Raw genomic sequence first — 15,954 nt, forward strand, 5'->3', positions numbered from 1 at the left:
TCGTTCCGTGCCATTCTAGCCCAGGGGCCCACCACACGCCAACGACGTCGTCACGGTCGCTGGCATCGCATCGCAAAGCCATTCGCAGTCGGTGTGACGGTAATGTCGCCGTGTTCGACGGTACACGCGAACACACCACCCGCTTCCTTAACGGCATCGATGCAGGCATCGGACGGATGGCCGTATCGATTCCCCTCACCGGCGCTTGCGAGGGAAAGCTCGGGCTTCAGAATGTCCAGCAACTCACCATCGACTGAAACCTTGGAGCCGTGATGCCCAAGTTTAAGGACATCGATATCCCCCACCTCCTGCACGAATTCCCGTTCTTGGTCGAGCTCGGCATCACCGGTGAGGAGTATGCGCAGGCCCTTGCCTTCCTGAACATAAGAGAGCAGCAGGACAAGCGAGTCCTCATTTCCCTCGCCATCCACGGACTCGAATGGCCACATCACGCGGGCGCAAAATGAGCCGATGTCGACCATATCCCCACGGCGCACCTGCCGATACTCCACGCCAGGTCGGTTCAATACCTCGGCAGGAGCATCCTCCAGCGCATCCGCGGCCACGGCAATCGTTCCGACCGAAAACTGTTCGAGCACGGCAGGCAGACCACCCCAGTGGTCCTCATCCCAATGCGTCACAAAGACGGCGTCGATATGGTGCACGTTATTGCGAACCAACGCCGCCACCACGCGCTCGTCGAGTCCGCAGTCGACAAGTGCAACTGCGCCGCCCTGGCGGATAAGAATCGCATCGGCCTGGCCCACATCGAGCACCGTCACCGAAGGCGGAGCGAATCGATCCCAGTAGACGTACGGAATCGCAGCCAAAAGCACTAGGCATACAAGGCCCACCGCCATAGGACGTGCACGGGGACGCGGCCACCAGACCAGCAGAACCACCAGAAAACACGGCACTAAGTAAATCCACATGCTATCGGGCGGCACATTCACGGATGCACCCGGCACGGCGGCAAACAGCTGCTCGAAGAACAGCGCGCAACGGGCGGCAATCATGGGCACAACGAGCGCCCAAGTCCGCAACGGTGCCACGAACGAAAAGGGAACCAGCACGATCGACACAGCGAGCAGTACGCTCACCACCGGACCGAGGACCGCATTTGCCAGCGGAGCAATGAGCGAGAACGTACCGAAGGCAGGAATGGCAATGGGAAGTGTCGCCAGTTGCGAGCACAGCGTGACGGAAAGCATGCTGGCAACGCCCGATGGCACACCCAGCTCACCCAAAGCGTAGGTCGCATAGGGGCAAAAGCACAGAATGGCTAAGACGCTGGCGCATGAAAGCTGAAAGCCCATCTCGAACAGCACCGTCGGCCGCAGTAGCACAAAGATGAACATGGTTACGAAGAGTGCCGAAAGGCCGTGCCGACGACGCCCCGCGCCGTTTACGACAAGCGTCACGAACACCATGCAGCACGCGCGCACGGCCGAGGGAGACGCGCCCGTAAAGGCAGCGTAGCCCACAAGCGTTATCGCCAATATCGCCCGCTGAAGACCACGTGAGCACCGAGTCTTTTGCAATACACCCTCGATTACAAACCCCACGATAGCCAAATGGCTGCCCGAGACGGCGATAAGATGCGCCGTTCCCGTCACCGAAAACCAGTCGCCCGCCGGCTGGGCGCGCAGCTCGGCCGAACGACCGCAGACGACACCGGCTATGAGCGCACGCGCCGGGTCGGTCGCAGGCGCGATGGACGCAAGCAGCCCATTTCGCAGCCGAAGCAGCGGCCTCGGAGAACCCTCATCGACCGACACAATCCGAACGGCTTTAACCTTGCGCACCTCGCCTCGAAGCACGCGCGATCGTCCATACGCATCGTTCTCAAAACGTGACACGCGACCGATAACACGCACGTGCGCCCCGACCTTGAACTCACGGTCACACGATAGGCGAACCGTTGCCAAGTTCTTACCGTCCGAGCGTGCCTCGCAGGTATAGGAATACACGTCGTCATTTATGGATGGGTCACCCTGCACGACAAACTCGAGGCCGCTTGCCGCTCGACCGTCGAGCGCCTTCGAGGCGTTGAGCGCACCCACGGCCCACCACGCCGAAACGACCGCACCCGCCACGAGACCGACGGACGCGGCATACAGCCACCGCTTCAAAGGGGCAAGCCGCGCACAAGAGTGAGCCAGCACAACGAAAACCGCTGCCGCAACGGGAATGGCCCATAGCGGCCCGACCGCCGTCGCCCGCTCCCTCAGCAGCGCATCAGCGGCTATGCTGAGCACCAAGGCGCAGCTCACGCACATGCCGGCACACAGGGCCATCGTCCACGGAATCAGGGGTCGCGGAGGCATCACGTGCTCGCGCTCGGTCGCGCTCATACGCAGATGCAATCTTTGATTTTGGCAAGCTTCTTCTCGCCGATTCCCGACACACGCATCAGATCGTCAACCGAGGCGAAAGCACCGTTCTTTGTCCGCTCATCGATAATCGACTGGGCCATGGAGGGGCCGATGCCCGAAAGCGTCTGCAGCTCTTCTGCGCTTGCCGTATTGATGTTTACTAGGCCTGTTGCGCCACTAACGCCCGACGATGCGGAAGTCCCACCATCAACACCGGCTTCCGCAATGGACGCCTGCTGCTCCCCTACCGTTGGAACGTGAATTTTTTGTCCATCAGTGACCTTGGATGCACGATTAAGCCCCGTAACGTCTGCTTCGGGCGCCAGCCCGCCGGCGGCATCAATCGCCTGAGCCACCCGCGCCCCGTCTTTGAGGCGATATACACCGGGTGACACCACGGCGCCATCAACATCGACATAGACCTCTGCCGCGGCAGACGCCTTAGGCGAAGAGCCTTCGGATGTCTTTCCGCTCGAAGCATCGCCGGATCCCGGCTCCACTAACGTGCCCGAACCATCAGTGCGCTCAAACGACACACCGCCGGCACCGCCGCCAAGGTTCGCCATCGCCAGCCCACTCGCCATCGCAATGACGACCAGTATCGCCATCACCACTGCCTTATGACCGAGCAGTTTGCCCGCCCAGCGGTCCATCTTTTTGACTCGTTCGTGTTGTTCGCGCTGCGCCATGGCAAAACCTCCCAACACCATCGTGTCAGGAAAGGAGCTCCACAACAGCCACGCCCCAAAACCGGTTTTTGCGGTCAAACCAAAAACCGACCAAAACCTTGCACAAATCTGTCCATTTATTCAGGCACACGTCAGCAAATGAACGCTTAGCCGCAAAATGCCCAGATAGCAAAAGACCGACGATGCAGGCGCATCGTCGGTCTATGCACAAATTTACTCGTAATCTTGGTAAATCTCACGCGGAGCAAGCTCCGAATGTTTGCGTTTTAAGGTCTTAGGGGCCTTATATGTGTTGCTCTCGAAGTCGATGTACTCGGTCTGCTTGAGCAGGCGCTCGATCATCTCCTCATGATCGAACAACTCCCAGGCCTCATGCACGGCATCGAGTTTAGCGTGCGTCTCGGGTCGGCGCGGCATAAACAGCGTGCAGCAGTCGGGAGCGGCCTCAGTCGAGATATCGAACGTACCGATCTCCTCAGCACGCGCGATGATCTCCTGCTTGTCCGAACCGATGAGAGGACGGAACACGGGGATCTTCACGGCCTCGTTGACGGCCATGATGTTCTCAAGCGTTTGGGAGGCAACCTGCCCAAGCGATTCGCCCGTAACGATGGCCTTGGCGCCCTCGATGCGCGCAATGCGCTCGGCAACCGAATACATAATGCGACGATACATGATCACACGCAGGTTGCTGGGGCAGGTGACCGAAATCTCACGCTGGCAGTCGCCAAACGGCACCACGTACAGGCGGCCGATCTGGACACCCGGCTCAAGCGCACGGATGATGTCCTGCACCAAATACTCGCTCGTATCAGGCGTCTGCGGACGACCGGAGAAATGCACCGGCACGCACACCGCGCCGCGACGCGCGAGCATCCAGGTCGCCACCGGAGAATCGATACCCGACGACAGCAGCGTCACGACCTTGCCGGCAGAACCCACCGGCAGACCGCCCACGCCGCGCTCGGAGCGCGCGTACACATAAACGCTACCCTGGACCACCAGTACGTGCACCATCACATCGGGGTCGTGCATTTGAACCTTTTTATCGGGGAAGGCCTCACACAGCACCTCGCCAACCTGTCGATTGATATCGATCGAGGTGAGCTCATAGTCAGTATTGGAGCGCTTGGCGTGCACCTTAAACGAATCGAAGGAACCAAACTCGCGCAGCGCCTTCACAGCGGCGGCGCAGTACTCCTGCGGGTCGCGGTTGGTGTGATACGCCAAAGACACACGGGCAACGCCGGGGACGGTGCGAATGACACGCGCCGCCTCGTCGGCCTGATGCTCGTTAAAGGTCACGAGGATATAACCGGAAATTCGAGACACGGCGTTCACGGAAAAGGCGGTCAAGGCCGCCTTGATGTTATCCATGAGGATATGCTCAAAATGTGCGCGGTTCTTGCCCTTCAGTCCAACCTCGTGATAGTGGACCAGGCAGACGCGAGCTGCCATTTAGGCTTCAGCAACCTTGTGGCCGAGCGCCTTCTCGTAACGGGCCTCGTCGTAAGAGATGTCGCCGTCGACAATCTCGTCCATAGCCATCGAGATGGTATCGGCACCGGAAAGCCCGATGGTGATGTCATCGACATCCTGGACGGCAAGCACGCGGTTGTGCTGGCCACGCAGCATGCTATTGATGTCGCAGGCGCGCTTGGAGGCAAGCGAAGCGAGCAGGAAGCGGTTGTGATCGGTCTTCTCCAGAAGATCGTCAATGCAAGGCTTTACAACGGACACGGACCTCAGATCCTTTCATGCATATCGAGAACGCGAACGAGCTCATCGGTCGCGCGGTCGAGATCGTCATTCACCACGACGTCGTCGTAGCGGTCGGCAAGGGCAAGCTCATCGGCGGCGTTTGCCATACGCAGCTCAATCGTCTCGGGCGTCTCGGTACCGCGACCGACTAGACGCTCGCGGAGCACCTCAAGCGAAGGCGGCTTGATAAAGATCAGCACGGCCTCGGGGAAACGCTCCTTCACCTGCAGGGCGCCCTGGACATCGATCTCCAAAATCAGAGACGAGCCCGAGGCGAGCTTGGATGTGACCTCGCTCACCAACGTGCCGTAGCAGTTACCGTGGACCTCGGCCCACTCAACAAACTCACCGTTTGCCACGCGGCGGTCGAACTCCTCGCGCGTCAGAAAAAAGTAGTTGACGCCGTCGACCTCACCTTTGCGTGGTGCTCGCGTGGTAGCCGAAACCGTCAGGCCCAGGTTCGAGCGGCGCTCGCGCACACGAGTGACGAGCGTACCCTTGCCTGCGCCTGACGGTCCAGAAATCACAAAGAGCTTGGAATCCTGAGCGCTCACTTATTTGGTCAGCTGCTCGAGGAGCTGCTCGCGCTGACGGACGCCGAGGCCCTGGACGCGACGGGTAGCGGAGATACCGAGCTCCTCCATGATCTTGGCGGCCTTGGCCTTGCCATAACCAGGGAGAGACTCGATGAGAGTGGAAACCTTCATGCGGGAAGCGATGGGGTCATCGGAGTTGAGCACGGACTCGAGGGACTTCTCGCCCTTCTTGATCTGCTCGCGAAGCTCAGCGCGGGCGTGACGTGCGGCAGCAGCCTTCTCAAGAGCCTGCTTGCGCTGCTCGTCGGTAAGCTGAGGGAGTGCCATTCGTACCTCCAAATAGTTGGGTTATATCTGATTCAATAATTAGCATTTTAGCACGTAGAACGTACAAAATGCCCAATCGCGGCTCCATAGGTTAGACGATACCCGCAAAAAGTGCAATATACTGCGCCCAAAGTTAAGCCCCTGACCTGCGATTCCACACAAAGGATGGGAAAGTTTACGCAGGCACAGGGGCTATTTTGTGCTAATGAGACCCAAAAGTGGTGACTTAGGGGAATCTTTTACGCGACGTTTTCGACCAGCTCGGCGACGATGGCGTCAAAGGCGGCAACCGGATCGTCGGCACCGGTGATGGGACGGCCCACCACAATGTGGCTTGCGCCACGCTCGATAGCCTGGGAAGGCGTCGCCACGCGGGACTGGTCACCAAGGGCGGCACCCACCGGACGCACACCCGGAGTCACGATCAGGGCATCAGGACCCAGCAGCTCACGCATGTCGTGAGCCTCCATCGGTGAGCACACGATGCCATCGATGCCATTGGCCTGAGCAAGCTTTGCCAAGCGGGCGGCCTCCTCGGCCACGGGCGACTCGACGCCGATCTCGCTCAAGGCATCCTGATTCATGCTCGTGAGCACGGTGATGGCGACGAGCTTGGCGCGGTCCTCACGCGCCTCCTCGGCACCCTCGCGGCAGGCAGCGAGCATAGCACCCGAGCCCAGGCCGTGGACCGAAAGCAGGTCGGCACCGGCAAGCGAAGCCGAGCGGGCAGCGCCGCGCACCTGATGCGGAATGTCATGGAACTTAAGGTCGAGGAAGACCTTAAAGCCCAGGTCCTTGAACGTCTTGACGATCTGGGGACCCTCAGCGTAATAGAGCGTCATGCCGACCTTGAGCCAGGCAGCATGACCCGAAAGCTCGTGGGCGAGCTCGAGCGCGCGCTCACGGTCGCAGTCGAGGGCGACGATAACACGGTCGCGGGCATCATTCTCTAGCATTCGAAAGCACCTACCAGCTCGTTGATGTCCTTCACGCCCTGGGACTCGGCCCAGGCCTCGAGCTCATGCGCGATCTTAAGCGAAGCACACGGATCGACGAAGTTGGCCATGCCGACCGACACGCAGGTGGCGCCGGCCAGGATAAACTCAGCCGCATCCTCGCCGGTCATGACACCGCCGACACCGTTGATGGGGATATCGACGGCCTGGGCAACCTCCCAGACCATGCGCACGGCGATGTGGTGGCACAGCGGGCCCGAAAGGCCGCCCTTGGGTTTGGCAACGCGGGACTTGCGGGTGTGCACGTCAATGGCCATGCCCTGGATGGAATTGATGACCGAAAGGCCGTCGGCGCCTGCGGCCTCGAGGGCTTTGGCAATCTCGGCAACGTTGACCGGAGCCATCTTTACGAACAGCGGCTTATCGGTCACCTTGCGGCAGGCAGCCATAACGGAAGAGGCGCCCTCGGGCGTTGATCCCATGGCGGCACCGCCGGCGGCAATATTAGGGCAGCTCACGTTGATCTCGTAGCCGGCAGCCCAGGGGCACAGCTCGACATACATCTCGAGTGCGCGGACAAACTCGTCAACGGAGTGGCCGGCAACCTGACAGATGACCTGGCAGCCGTCCTTGGACAGCTGTTCGAGCCAAGGACCGGACTCACGGGCAAAGGCGGCCACGCCGGGGTTCTGAAGGCCCACGGAGTTGATCATGCCGCCCGGGATCTCGGCCATGCGAGGCGCGGGATTGCCGGGCCAGGGCTCGGCAGCGCAACCCTTGGTGGTGATGGCGCCCAGCTGGGAAACATCAAAGAAGTTCTGGAACTGCCAACCGTAGCCAAAGGTACCGGCTGCGGTGTTGATGGGGTTCTGCATCTTGACGCCGCCGAAATCGACGGCCATGTTCACGGTACCCACTAGAAGACCACCACCTTGGAAGCATCGAACACAGGGCCGCACATGCAGGCGCCCTTCATACCGTCGACCGTCTCGACATTGCAGGTGTTGCAGGCGCCAAAGCCACAGCTCATCATGCGCTCAAGCGACACCTCACAGTACGCACCGGCCTCGGCGGCTGCGGCGGCGACCTTCTTCATCATGACGGCGGGACCGCAGCTGGCCACGTAGTCGTAGCCGCCCTCGCCGAGCAGCTCGGCTGCCGGGTCGGTGCAAAAACCGTGCGTGCCGAGCGAACCGTCGTCGGTGCACACGTTAACCGTGGCGCCCAGCGCGCGGAACTCATCGACACCCACGGCCTTGGAAGCGGTGCCAAAGCCCAGGCAAACGTCGACATCCACGCCCTGCTCGACGAGCATGCCGGCAAGGCACAGCACGGGCGGAACGCCGATGCCGCCCGCCACGAGCAGCGCCTTCCTGGTGCCCTCGGGAACAAGCCAGCCGCGGCCGCCAGGGCCCAACAGGTTGGACTTGGAGCCGGGGGCCATCTGCGATAGACGACGGGTGTCGTCGCCCACGACGGCGTACCACAGCTCGACGGTACCGGCCTGGGCGTCGGCGCGATAGAAGCTCAGGGGCACGCGAAGCAGCGAGGACGCATCACCGGGCACGGCGATGTTCACAAACTGACCGGGCTTGAGCGCACTAGCAAGCTTGGGGGCCGAGATGACGAGCGAGAAGATGCCGTCGGCGATCTCCTGGTTCGAGACGACCTCGAAGTCGTGCATGCGTGCAGTGGAAGGTGTGGGCATAGACGCTCCAATCCCCCATGCGATTGCATGGTCAAAACGAACAGAAAGCGCGGCACCGCAAGGGCACCGCGCACAAAAGCGATAAGGCTATGCTAGCAGATGCAGCCGTCGGCGAGCGTCTGCTTACCGCCGACAAACACATCGGTGGCACGACCGGTGAGCATGCGGCCGGCAAAACCGGAGTTCTCGGCACGCGACTCGTAGCCATCCTCGCCGACCGTCCAGGTGGCGGACGCGTCGAAGACGGTCAGGTCGGCGATGGAACCCGCCTTGACCTGAACCTGGTCGAGACCCAGGATCTCACGCGGCTTGATGGCCATGAGCTCGACCATGCGGCCCATGCTCATCTTGCCCGTGTTGACCAGCTCGGTGAGCACGAGCGACAGCGAGGTCTCGAGGCCGATCATACCAAAGGGCGCAAGCTCGAACTCGCGGGCCTTCTCCCACGGGGTGTGAGGAGCGTGATCGGTGACGATAACGTCGACGGTACCGTCGATGACGCCCTGACGGATAGCCTCGGCATCCTCCTCGGTACGCAGCGGCGGATTGACCTTGAGCGAGGTGTTGTAGGTCTCGTCCAGGTCGTTCTCGGTCAGGAACATGTGGTGCGGGGTAGCCTCGCAGGTAACCTGAACGCCAGCGGCCTTACCGGCACGCACGATCTCCAGACCATGGGCGGTGGAGATGTGCTGGATGTGCAGCTTGGCACCGGTCAGCTTGGCGATCTCGATGTCGCGGGCGATCTGGAGCTCCTCGCCGGCAGCCGGCCAACCCTCGAGGGCCAGACGGGTCGAGACCTTGCCCTCGTTGATCTGGCCGTGGCCGACCAGGTCCTCGTCCTGGCAGTGGCTCATAAAGACCTTGCCGAACATCTTGCCGTAGTCCATGCAGCGACGGAGCATGCCCGCGCCCTGCACGCCGCGACCGTCATCGGTGAAGGCGACGGCGCCGTGGGCGACCATATCGCCCATCTCGGACATGGCCTCGCCCTTAAGACCGCGGGTCATGGCGCCCGACGGATAGACGCGGCAGTGGCCGACCTCGGCAGCGCGGGACTTGACGAACTCCACGACGGTGCCGTTATCGGTGACGGGATCGGTGTTGGGCATGGCGCACACGCCGGTAAAGCCGCCCTTGGCAGCTGCGCGGGTGCCGCTCTCGATGTCCGCTTTGACCTCGTAGCCGGGCTCGCGAAGGTGAACGTGCATGTCCACCAGGCCGGGGACGAGGTACTTGCCGGAAAGGTCGCGGACCTCGGCCCCCTCGACGGCGAGATTCTCGCCGACCTCGGCGATCTTGTCGCCGTCAATCAGGACGTCAACGACACCGTCAAGCTCGACGGACGGGTCGACGACGTGGGCATTCTTAAGAAGCAAGGCCATTATCGGCACCTCCAAGCAGCAGATACAGGATAGCCATACGCACGCAGATACCGGCGTAGACCTGCTCCAGGATGACGGAGCGTTGCGGGTGGTCGGCCATATAGGAATCGAACTCGACGCCGCGGTTGATGGGGCCCGGGTGGCAGATGATTGCGTCGGGCTTCATGAGCTTCTCGCGGTCCTTGGTCAGGCCGAAGAGCTTGTGGTACTCGCGAATGGTCGGGAACGGGGCACCCTCGAGGCGCTCCTGCTGCACGCGCAGCATGTAGACGACGTCCAGCTCGGGCAGGACGGAATCGAGGTCGCTCGTCACGTGGTCGCAGCCCAGGACCTCGGGCGACGGCGGCAGCAGCGTGCCGGGGGCGACGGCGTAGGTCTCGCAGCCCATAATCTTAAGGGCGGGGATCAGCGAGCCGCAGACGCGGGAGTGCGCGATATCGCCGACGACGGCGACCTTCAAACCGTGGAAGTCACCCTTGTGCTCCCAGATGGTGTACAGGTCGAGCAGGGCCTGCGTGGGATGGTTGTGCTTGCCGTCGCCGGCGCAGATGACGCTCGCGGGCGAATTCTGCGTGACGATATAGGGCGCACCGGCGTGCTTGTCGCGCACGACGATGCAGTCGATCTTATAGGCGTTGAGGGTCTCGACGGTGTCGACGAGGCTCTCGCCCTTGACCGTGGAGGTCGAGGAGCCGCCAAAGTTGAGGCTGTCGGCCGAAAGACGCTTCTCGGCGAGCTCGAAGGAGCTGCGGGTGCGCGTCGAGGGCTCGTTGAACATGTTGACGATGGTCTTGCCCTTGAGCGTGGGGACCTTCTTGATGGCACGCTCGTTGACCTCGGAGAACGCCTTGGCGGTCTCGAGGATGAGCTTGATGTCCTCTTCGGAGTACTCGGTAATGTCGATCAGGTGCTTATGGTTGAACGCCACGGTACTACTCACCTCCCAGCGGCGCGGAGCCCACGTGGGAACCCGGCGCGACGTCGTTAATCTCGACGGCGGTGTGGCCGTCGACTTCCTTCATATATAGGTGCACGTTCTCCTCATGCGACGAGGGAACGTTCTTGCCGACAAAGTCCGGCGAGATGGGGAGCTCGCGGTGACCGCGGTCAACGAGAACTGCCAGCTCGATGCGGCTCGGACGGCCCAGGTCCATGACGGCGTCTAGAGCGGCGCGGATGGTACGACCCGTGTACAGGATGTCGTCCACCAAAACGACGCGTTTGCCATCGACGCTGAAGGGAATGTTGGTGGCGTGGATCGCGGGAGCGAAATTGGTAGCGTAGTCATCGCGGTAGAAGCTGATGTCGAGGCTGCCGAGCGGAACGTCGACGCCCTCGATCTCCTTGATCTCCTCGGCGAGCTTCTTTGCCAGAAGGTCGCCGCGCGTGACGATGCCGACCAGAGCGAGGTCTTCACAGCCCTCGTTGCGCTCGAGAATCTCGTGCGCGATGCGGGTCATCGCTCGATTGACGGCGGTCTCGTCCATGATGACCGCCTTGGGGGAAGTCGTGCCCATCGATCTCCTTCCTCACATGTCTTGACTGCTGACACAGTCAAAAAAATAGATGCCCGACCGCTTAAAGCGGACCAGACACCCACAGGAAGGGCTGCTCGCATGGCAGCTATGTAATTCCATGTGGGTATCTCGTACCCCTTTAATGGTCAAGGAATAGTGTAGCCAACCTCGAGCTTAATTGCGAGCATAAATACAGAGCAATCCGTAAACGGAGCCCAATGCTCAATAAACCTATATATATTTGTGGGACGAGCTTGAAAACGCACGCGCGAGCTGGCATAATCCCCTCTGCTGCACGCAAATCGGATCTACGTCCAGGGCCGTGGCGTGAGCACTATCGCCAAAAGAGGAATATCTCTGTGTAGATTACGCACAGGGAGCTGCTTCTGTGCTATAGTTCAGGCTTGTTTGTTAACGCGACATGTTCGTTTGTCGCCCAAGGAGGGTCAGTTATGTCCAAAGTTTGCGAAGTTTGCGGTAAGCACCCCGTTGCCGGTCGCTCCATCAGCCACTCTCACCGCGTCACCAACCGTAAGTTCCGCCCCAACATCCAGCGCGTCTACGTCGTCGTCGATGGTCACCGTCGCAAGATGAACGTTTGCTCCACCTGCCTCAAGTCTGGCAAGGTTGCGCGCTCCTAAATAAGGTCTTACCAACAAGTACCTCGGACTCTCCGGGTCAAAGACCTCGCGTTCACATAGAACTTACCAAAGGCGCCCTCCCCTAAGGAGGGCGCCTTTTGCACTCATTGGGGACAGACTTACATGAGTGTTTGCAGATGTCAAAGGAATCATAGCCTAGCTGATATGCCTTAAAGCTTGACCAACGGTACGTCTCGAGTGAGTCGATTGCACTTTTCACAGGATTGAGATGGATATAATCGAGAAGCTGCACCGCCTGCGTGTCCGACTCAACAGCGACCCGCGAATAGCGATTATCAAACAGATGCCCCGTTCTCCCCGTTTTCCCATTGAAATACTTATTTTAGTCTGTCCCTAATGAGCGGGGCGATGCACTGGCAGATAGTTTTAGTTAAAACGCTTCAGTATATTGAAGCGTTTTAGTATGCCTTTTACGGGAATCTTGCCGTTCGCCGAATAATTTCTTGCTATCATGCAAGTCGTAGGGTAAATCTCCGATCGCAAGGAGACACAAATGGTGAAAAAGTCACCGGAAAACACTACTCCCGCAATTGTGGACAACGTAGAGGCGCTTGAGGCTAAGCTCGCTCAGATGCGAGAGGCCCAGGCGCTTTTTGCTACGTACACGCAGGAGCAGGTCGACAAGATCTTCTATGAGGCCGCCATGGCCGCCAACAAGGCTCGTATCCCGTTGGCGAAGATGGCCATCGAGGAGACCGGCCGCGGCGTTCTTGAGGACAAGGTCATCAAGAACCACTACGCCGCAGAGTACATCTACAACGCTTACAAGAACACCAAGACCTGTGGCGTTCTGGAGCGCGACGAGGCTTACGGCATCACCAAGATCGCCGAGCCCATCGGCATCGTGGGCGCCGTCATCCCGACGACCAACCCCACCTCCACCGCGATCTTCAAGACGCTGATCAGCCTGAAGACCCGCAACGGCATCATCATCTCCCCGCACCCGGCAGCCGCCAAGTGCACCATCGCCGCCGCCAAGCTCGTGCTTGACGCCGCCGTCAAGGCCGGCGCCCCCGAGGGCATCATCGGCTGGGTCGATGTCCCCTCCATCGAGCTGACCAACATGGTCATGCGCGACGTCGACATCATCCTCGCCACCGGTGGCCCGGGCATGGTCAAGGCCGCCTACTCCTCGGGCAAGCCCGCCCTGGGCGTTGGCGCCGGTAACACCCCGGTCATCATCGACGACACCGCCGACGTGCTGCTCGCCGTCAACTCCATCATCCACTCCAAGACCTTCGACAACGGCATGATCTGCGCTTCCGAGCAGTCCGTGACCGTCATCGACACCATCTATGACCAGGTCAAAGCCGAGTTCCAGAAGCGCGGCTGCTACTTCGTCAAGCAGGGTGCCGAGATGGAGGCCCTGCGTGCCGCCATGTTCAAGAACGGCGCTCTCGATCACCGCATTCCCGGCATGGCTGCCGCCAAGATCGCCGAGCTCGCCGGCATCGAGGTTCCTGCCAAGACCAAGATCCTGATCGCCGAGGTCACCTCCACCGACCCCGCCAAGGAGGAGTTCTCCCACGAGAAGCTCTCCCCGGTCCTGGCCATGTATCACGCCAAGGACTTCCAGGAGGCCGTCGACAAGGCCGAGCACCTGGTGCTCGCCGGTGGCCCGGGCCACACCGCCTCTCTGTACGTGCACCCCGCCCAGGCCGAGAAGATCAGCCTGTTCGAGCACGTCATGAAGGCCTGCCGTATCGTCATCAACACCCCGTCCTCGCACGGCGGCATCGGTGATCTGTACAACTTTGGCATGAAGCCGTCTCTGACCCTGGGCTGCGGCTCCTGGGGCGGCAACTCCGTCTCCGAGAACGTTGGGGTGAAGCACTTGATCAACGTTAAGACTGTGGCCGAGCGCCGTGAGAACATGCTGTGGTTCCGCGCTCCCGAGAAGGTCTACTTCAAGAAGGGTTCCACGCCCGTCGCCCTCGACGAGCTCGGTACCGTCATGGGCAAGAAGCGCGCCTTCATCGTCACCGACCAGTTCCTCTTCAAGAATGGCAACACCCGCGCCATCGAGGCCAAGCTCGACGAGATGGGCATCGCCCACGACTGCTTCTACGACGTCGAGCCCGATCCGTCGCTGCAGTGCGCACGTCGCGGCGCCAAGCAGATGGCTCTCTTTGAGCCTGACGTGATCATCGCCGTCGGCGGTGGCTCCGCTATGGACGCCGGCAAGATCATGTGGATGATGTACGAGCACCCCGAGTGCAAGTTTGAGGACATGGCCATGGACTTCATGGACATCCGCAAGCGTATCTTCACTTTCCCCGAGATGGGCAAGAAGGCCTACTTCGTCGCCGTCCCGACCTCTTCGGGTACCGGCTCCGAGTGCACGCCGTTCGCCATCATCACCGACAAGGAGACCGGCATCAAGTGGCCGCTCGCCGACTACGCGCTGCTCCCCAACATGGCTATCGTCGACGCCGACAACTGCATGACCGCCCCGCGCGGCCTGACCGCTGCCTCCGGCATCGACGTCATGACCCACGCCATCGAGTCCTACGTCTCCATCATGGCTTCCGACTACACCAAGGGCCTCTCCGAGCGCGCTGCTAAGCTCGTCTTCGAGAACCTGCCCTCCAGCTTCACGAACGGCGCCAAGGACCCGCACGCCCGCGAGGAGATGCACAACGCCTCCTGCATGGCCGGCATGGCCTTCGCCAACGCCTTCCTGGGCCTCAACCACTCCATGGCTCACAAGCTCGGCGCCTTCCATCACCTGCCCCACGGCCTCGCCAACGCCGTCATCCTGACCCGCGTTATGCGCTACAACGCCGCCGAGGCTCCCGTCAAGATGGGCACGTTCTCCCAGTATCCTTACCCCAACGCGCTGCACAACTACGCCGAGATGGCCAAGTACTGCGGCATCGAGGGCAAGGACGACAAGGAGGTCTTCGAGAACTTCATCACGAAGCTCGAGGAGCTCAAGGACTTCATCGGTGTCAAGAAGACCATCGCCGACTACGGTGTTGACGAGCAGTACTTCCTCGACACCCTCGACGAGATGACCGAGCAGGCATTCAACGACCAGTGCACCGGCGCTAACCCGCGCTACCCGCTCATGAGCGAGATCAAGGAGCTCTACCTGGACGCCTACTACGGCCGCGAGCCTCAGGACTACGCCGTCTGCTAGTTTTAGCACGGTTTTTAACGGCGGGGGTGCACGGGTGTTTCACACCCCCCCGCCGTCGCTTCTATCGCATCGTTGAAAGGATGCAACCATGCTGCTACCCGATTCCAAGACCGAGCTCGTCCGCCGTGGCAACAAGGTCGTTTACGACCTGGGCGACAAGATTGTCAAGGTCTTTAACGAGACCAAGCCTGTCTCCGACGTGTTCAACGAGGCTTTGAATCTTGCCCGCATCAATGAGTGCGGCATCCGCAGCCCCAAGGCTCTCGAGGTTTCCCAGCTCGAGAACGCCAACGGCTGGGCGCTCGTGACCGAGAAGGTTCCGGGCACCACCCTTGCCGAGAAGATGACTGCCGAGCCCCAGCGCTTTGGTGAGTATCTCGAGATGTTCGTCGACCTCCAAATCGAGATCCACGGCTACACCTCCCCGCTGCTCAACCGTCAGCGCGACAAGTTCGCCCGCATGATCGACAGCCTTGATCAGCTCAATGCCACCACGCGCTACAACCTTCAGGAGCGTCTGGACGGCATGACCAAGGAGTTCAAGGTCTGCCACGGCGACTTCAACCCCTCCAACGTCATCGTCGGCGACGACGGCCAGCTCTATGTGTGCGACTGGGCACACGCCACCCAGGGCTCCCCTGCTGCCGACGTTGCCACCACCTACCTGCTCTTCGCCCTCAACAGCAAGGATCAGGCCGAGGCCTACCTGGAGCTCTACTGCGACCGCGCCGACATGCCCATGCAGGTCGTGCGTCAGTGGACGAGCATCGTCGCCGCTTCCGAGCTCGCTCGTAAGCGCAACGTGAACGATGAGTTCCTGAAGAACTGGATCGACGTCGTCGATTATCAGTAATATCTGAGCGATTTATTTCGCATCGGAGGCACAAGAAAACCCCGCA

15 protein-coding genes are annotated in these 15,954 nt (G+C 60.8%); 3 read left to right on the top strand and 12 right to left on the bottom strand.

Annotation, left to right across the window (positions count from 1 at the left end; all coding sequences use genetic code 11):
- Nucleotides 1–50: 50 nt before the first annotated feature.
- The 12 genes from DW892_RS07130 to pyrR all read right to left on the bottom strand — a co-directional run bounded on the left by DW892_RS07130 (nucleotide 51) and on the right by pyrR (nucleotide 11,251).
- Nucleotides 51–2,354 (bottom strand): DNA internalization-related competence protein ComEC/Rec2, encoded by a 2,304-nt coding sequence (locus DW892_RS07130; RefSeq protein WP_117766639.1) that lies wholly within the window; start codon nucleotides 2,352–2,354, stop codon nucleotides 51–53.
- Complete coding sequence (locus DW892_RS07135) at nucleotides 2,351–3,064, bottom strand: ComEA family DNA-binding protein (RefSeq protein WP_117564273.1); 714 nt, start codon at nucleotides 3,062–3,064, stop codon at nucleotides 2,351–2,353. The genes DW892_RS07130 and DW892_RS07135 overlap by 4 nt, the downstream gene beginning before the upstream one ends.
- Nucleotides 3,065–3,277: 213 nt before the next feature.
- Nucleotides 3,278–4,522, bottom strand: a complete 1,245-nt coding sequence (thiI, locus tag DW892_RS07140) for a tRNA uracil 4-sulfurtransferase ThiI (protein WP_117766641.1) — start codon at nucleotides 4,520–4,522, stop codon at nucleotides 3,278–3,280.
- On the bottom strand, nucleotides 4,523–4,804 hold the full coding sequence (locus DW892_RS07145; RefSeq protein ID WP_035138532.1) for a DNA-directed RNA polymerase subunit omega: 282 nt from the start codon (nucleotides 4,802–4,804) through the stop codon (nucleotides 4,523–4,525).
- A gap of 5 nt (nucleotides 4,805–4,809) precedes the next feature.
- Complete coding sequence (gene gmk, locus DW892_RS07150; RefSeq protein WP_099431806.1) at nucleotides 4,810–5,379, bottom strand: guanylate kinase; 570 nt, start codon at nucleotides 5,377–5,379, stop codon at nucleotides 4,810–4,812.
- Entirely contained in the window at nucleotides 5,380–5,688 is a 309-nt protein-coding gene (mihF, locus tag DW892_RS07155; protein WP_006236130.1) for an integration host factor, actinobacterial type, read from the bottom strand.
- A gap of 239 nt (nucleotides 5,689–5,927) precedes the next feature.
- Nucleotides 5,928–6,644 carry an orotidine-5'-phosphate decarboxylase gene (pyrF, locus tag DW892_RS07160; RefSeq protein WP_117564271.1) on the bottom strand — a complete coding sequence of 239 codons (717 nt, stop codon included), beginning with the start codon at nucleotides 6,642–6,644 and terminating at the stop codon, nucleotides 5,928–5,930.
- Entirely contained in the window at nucleotides 6,638–7,546 is a 909-nt protein-coding gene (locus DW892_RS07165) for a dihydroorotate dehydrogenase (RefSeq protein WP_006236128.1), read from the bottom strand. Before DW892_RS07165 ends, pyrF begins: the two co-directional genes overlap by 7 nt.
- A 14-nt stretch (nucleotides 7,547–7,560) precedes the next feature.
- Nucleotides 7,561–8,328 (bottom strand): dihydroorotate dehydrogenase electron transfer subunit, encoded by a 768-nt coding sequence (locus tag DW892_RS07170; RefSeq protein WP_117766707.1) that lies wholly within the window; start codon nucleotides 8,326–8,328, stop codon nucleotides 7,561–7,563.
- A 116-nt stretch (nucleotides 8,329–8,444) separates the two neighbouring features.
- Nucleotides 8,445–9,734 (bottom strand): dihydroorotase, encoded by a 1,290-nt coding sequence (locus DW892_RS07175; RefSeq protein WP_117766643.1) that lies wholly within the window; start codon nucleotides 9,732–9,734, stop codon nucleotides 8,445–8,447.
- A complete protein-coding gene (locus DW892_RS07180; protein ID WP_055309882.1) occupies nucleotides 9,718–10,662 on the bottom strand; it encodes an aspartate carbamoyltransferase catalytic subunit in 945 nt (314 codons plus the stop codon). Before DW892_RS07180 ends, DW892_RS07175 begins: the two co-directional genes overlap by 17 nt.
- Nucleotides 10,663–10,666: 4 nt before the next feature.
- On the bottom strand, nucleotides 10,667–11,251 hold the full coding sequence (pyrR, locus tag DW892_RS07185) for a bifunctional pyr operon transcriptional regulator/uracil phosphoribosyltransferase PyrR (RefSeq protein WP_006236123.1): 585 nt from the start codon (nucleotides 11,249–11,251) through the stop codon (nucleotides 10,667–10,669).
- A 452-nt stretch (nucleotides 11,252–11,703) separates the two neighbouring features.
- Between pyrR and rpmB the strand changes: the two genes are divergently transcribed.
- The 3 genes from rpmB (at nucleotide 11,704) to DW892_RS07200 (ending at nucleotide 15,908) form a co-directional block, all read left to right on the top strand.
- Nucleotides 11,704–11,892, top strand: coding sequence for a 50S ribosomal protein L28 (gene rpmB / locus DW892_RS07190; protein WP_022094725.1), 189 nt, complete (start codon nucleotides 11,704–11,706; stop codon nucleotides 11,890–11,892).
- Between the two features lie 514 nt (nucleotides 11,893–12,406).
- Entirely contained in the window at nucleotides 12,407–15,055 is a 2,649-nt protein-coding gene (gene adhE, locus DW892_RS07195; protein ID WP_117758530.1) for a bifunctional acetaldehyde-CoA/alcohol dehydrogenase, read from the top strand.
- Between the two features lie 88 nt (nucleotides 15,056–15,143).
- Entirely contained in the window at nucleotides 15,144–15,908 is a 765-nt protein-coding gene (locus tag DW892_RS07200; protein WP_006236119.1) for an aminoglycoside phosphotransferase family protein, read from the top strand.
- Nucleotides 15,909–15,954: the final 46 nt, after the last annotated feature.

It is taken from the genome of Collinsella sp. AM40-7AC, from assembly GCF_003468125.1.
Classification (GTDB): domain Bacteria; phylum Actinomycetota; class Coriobacteriia; order Coriobacteriales; family Coriobacteriaceae; genus Collinsella; species Collinsella aerofaciens_O.

Bases quoted from the DNA above. Each gene is read 5' to 3' on its own strand.
- DW892_RS07200 (WP_006236119.1), top strand. From the start codon at position 15,144: ATGCTGCTACCCGATTCCAAGACCGAGCTCGTCCGCCGTGGCAACAAG.
- pyrF (WP_117564271.1), bottom strand. From the start codon at position 6,644: ATGCTAGAGAATGATGCCCGCGACCGTGTTATCGTCGCCCTCGACTGC.
- thiI (WP_117766641.1), bottom strand. From the start codon at position 4,522: ATGGCAGCTCGCGTCTGCCTGGTCCACTATCACGAGGTTGGACTGAAG.
- DW892_RS07170 (WP_117766707.1), bottom strand. From the start codon at position 8,328: ATGCACGACTTCGAGGTCGTCTCGAACCAGGAGATCGCCGACGGCATC.
- rpmB (WP_022094725.1), top strand. From the start codon at position 11,704: ATGTCCAAAGTTTGCGAAGTTTGCGGTAAGCACCCCGTTGCCGGTCGC.
- adhE (WP_117758530.1), top strand. From the start codon at position 12,407: ATGGTGAAAAAGTCACCGGAAAACACTACTCCCGCAATTGTGGACAAC.
- DW892_RS07165 (WP_006236128.1), bottom strand. From the start codon at position 7,546: ATGGCCGTCGATTTCGGCGGCGTCAAGATGCAGAACCCCATCAACACC.
- DW892_RS07135 (WP_117564273.1), bottom strand. From the start codon at position 3,064: ATGGCGCAGCGCGAACAACACGAACGAGTCAAAAAGATGGACCGCTGG.
- DW892_RS07130 (WP_117766639.1), bottom strand. From the start codon at position 2,354: ATGAGCGCGACCGAGCGCGAGCACGTGATGCCTCCGCGACCCCTGATT.
- DW892_RS07175 (WP_117766643.1), bottom strand. From the start codon at position 9,734: ATGGCCTTGCTTCTTAAGAATGCCCACGTCGTCGACCCGTCCGTCGAG.
- mihF (WP_006236130.1), bottom strand. From the start codon at position 5,688: ATGGCACTCCCTCAGCTTACCGACGAGCAGCGCAAGCAGGCTCTTGAG.
- pyrR (WP_006236123.1), bottom strand. From the start codon at position 11,251: ATGGGCACGACTTCCCCCAAGGCGGTCATCATGGACGAGACCGCCGTC.